Annotated in this window: 1 protein-coding gene, 6 tRNA genes, 1 pseudogene and 1 riboswitch; all 8 genes and pseudogenes read left to right on the forward strand. The window is 53.3% G+C overall.

Annotated elements, in window-relative coordinates; all coding sequences use genetic code 11:
• Positions 1-10 precede the first annotated feature (10 nt).
• Positions 11-83, forward strand: a tRNA-Asn gene (locus tag lacNas_RS13075).
• Positions 84-86: 3 nt separating this feature from the next.
• A tRNA-Pro gene (locus lacNas_RS13080) sits at positions 87-160 on the forward strand.
• A 19-nt stretch (positions 161-179) separates the two neighbouring features.
• Positions 180-251: transfer RNA gene (locus lacNas_RS13085), tRNA-Gly, on the forward strand.
• Positions 252-285: 34 nt separating this feature from the next.
• Positions 286-359: transfer RNA gene (locus lacNas_RS13090), tRNA-Arg, on the forward strand.
• A 2-nt stretch (positions 360-361) separates the two neighbouring features.
• A tRNA-Val gene (locus tag lacNas_RS13095) sits at positions 362-434 on the forward strand.
• Between the two features lie 3 nt (positions 435-437).
• Positions 438-511, forward strand: a tRNA-Asp gene (locus tag lacNas_RS13100).
• A gap of 110 nt (positions 512-621) precedes the next feature.
• Positions 622-740: riboswitch (FMN riboswitch) on the forward strand.
• A gap of 117 nt (positions 741-857) precedes the next feature.
• The gene (ribD, locus tag lacNas_RS13105) at positions 858-1913 is read left to right on the forward strand and encodes a bifunctional diaminohydroxyphosphoribosylaminopyrimidine deaminase/5-amino-6-(5-phosphoribosylamino)uracil reductase RibD (protein WP_201346938.1); all 1056 of its coding nucleotides are present in this window, start codon (positions 858-860) and stop codon (positions 1911-1913) included.
• Positions 1906-2062: pseudogene (locus lacNas_RS13110) on the forward strand (riboflavin synthase); the annotation flags it as partial. The gene ribD and the pseudogene lacNas_RS13110, both read left to right, overlap by 8 nt.

Here is a 2062-nt window from a genome sequence, read left to right on the forward strand (position 1 = left end):
CGCTCAACATTCCGCCTTAGCTCAGTTGGTAGAGCGCTTGACTGTTAATCAGGATGTCGTCAGTTCGAGTCTGACAGGCGGAGTACCGGGAAGTGGCTCAGTTTGGTAGAGCACCTGGTTTGGGACCAGGGGGTCGCAGGTTCAAATCCTGTCTTCCCGATCTCGCAAATAGCGAACATGCGGAAGTAGTTCAGTGGTAGAACATCACCTTGCCATGGTGGGGGTCGCGGGTTCGAATCCCGTCTTCCGCTTAACGCGTGAGCGTTAGCAAAAGAATATTCCAGCGCACCCATAGCGCAACTGGATAGAGTGTCTGACTACGAATCAGAAGGTTGTAGGTTCAAGTCCTACTGGGTGCATCGGAGGATTAGCTCAGCTGGGAGAGCATCTGCCTTACAAGCAGAGGGTCACAGGTTCGAGCCCTGTATCCTCCATATGGTCCATTGGAGCAGTGGTCTATCTCGCCTCCCTGTCACGGAGGAGATCGCGGGTTCAAATCCCGCATGGACCGTAACTAAAGCAGCGACTTAGGTCGCTGCTTTTTTCGTTTCTGATAAAAAATCTCTTTTCCTGCTTGACAGGGCTTACAGGTGAAGGTAAGATAAAAAATGTGAATTGAATAATGTTCTTCGGGGCAGGGTGAAATTCCCGACCGGCGGTAAAGTCCGCGACCCGCTATATGCGGCTGAATCCCAAGTGAGGGTACCGATAGTTAAAGTCTAGATGGGAGACAGAACGATACAATTTTTGTCATGTCGTATCGCTTATTTGGTGATGCTACTATTTAATTTTGATATCGATTATTAGGCCTCGAGGATTTCCTCGGGGCTTTTTTCGTGCGAGAAAGGAGTGATTGGATGGCATCAGATGAAGATTACATGCGTCTGGCGATTGCCGCGGCCCGCAAGGCTGGCAATGCCACCTGGCGCAATCCCAGAGTCGGCTGCTGCATCGTCAAAGACGGGCAGGTCCTGGCGACTGGCTTCCACCACCGCTATGGCGGTTTCCATGCTGAACGTGATACCATCTCCAAATTGACTCCGGAACAATTATCCAATTCCACTATTTACGTTACTTTAGAGCCTTGCTGCCACTACGGCAAGCAGCCGCCCTGCAGCCAGCTGATTATCGACAGCGGGATCAAGCGGGTGGTGGTCGGCGAGACCGATCCCCATGCAATTGTTACGGGCAAGGGGATCGCTGCTTTAAAGCAGGCAGGCCTTGAAGTAAGGACGGGCCTTTTGGCAAAAGAAGCCAGCCGGTTGAATGACCACTACAACTACTTTTACCAAACAGGATTGCCTTATATAACTCTCAAGCAGGCTGTAAGCCTGGACCACATGCTGGCCAAAAAGGGTGAGCGGACCGCGGTCACGGGCGCAGAAGCTCTGAGCCGGGTTCACCAGGAACGGGCTGATTACCAGGCCATCTTGATCGGGTCAGAAACAGCGATCATTGATGATCCAAGCTTGCTGACCAGTGAAGACCTGGACCATCCGCCAGTCAGGGTGGTGCTGGACCGGCGGGGACGCTTGCTGGATCATCTGGATCTGGATTTGTTTTCAGACGGCCGGGCAGAGACCTGGATTTTGACGGAAAACCCGGCTTTCCTAAAGCAGGCTTTTCCAGACCATGTCAGAATTTTTGCCCTGCCGGACGGAAAAATCAGGACCAGTGTAAAAATTCTGGCTGACCAAGGCGTGCAGAGCATTTACGCCGAAGGCGGGGCAAAATTGCAGGAGAGCCTGCTGGAAGCTGGCCTGGTCAACGACGTGATTACCTACCTCGCTCCCCGCTTTTTAGGCCGGGGGACTGAGGCGGCTGTTCCGGCTGAAGCTCTGGACTTAAAAGAGGTCAAAACTGAGCCAGCCGGCGAAGATGTGAGAATCTACGGGAGGATCAAGGATGTTTAGTGGTTTAGTAAGCGGCAAGGCGCGGGTTCAGCGTCTGGAGCAGGCGGGCAAAACGATCGTTTTGACGGTCAAGACGGTCCCGGAAAACCTGGCCGGGGTAAAAATCGGCGACTCGATCGCCGTCAACGGCTGCTGCCTGACGGTGGAGG

The organism is Lactobacillus nasalidis (assembly GCF_016587775.1).
GTDB lineage: Bacteria > Bacillota > Bacilli > Lactobacillales > Lactobacillaceae > Lactobacillus > Lactobacillus nasalidis.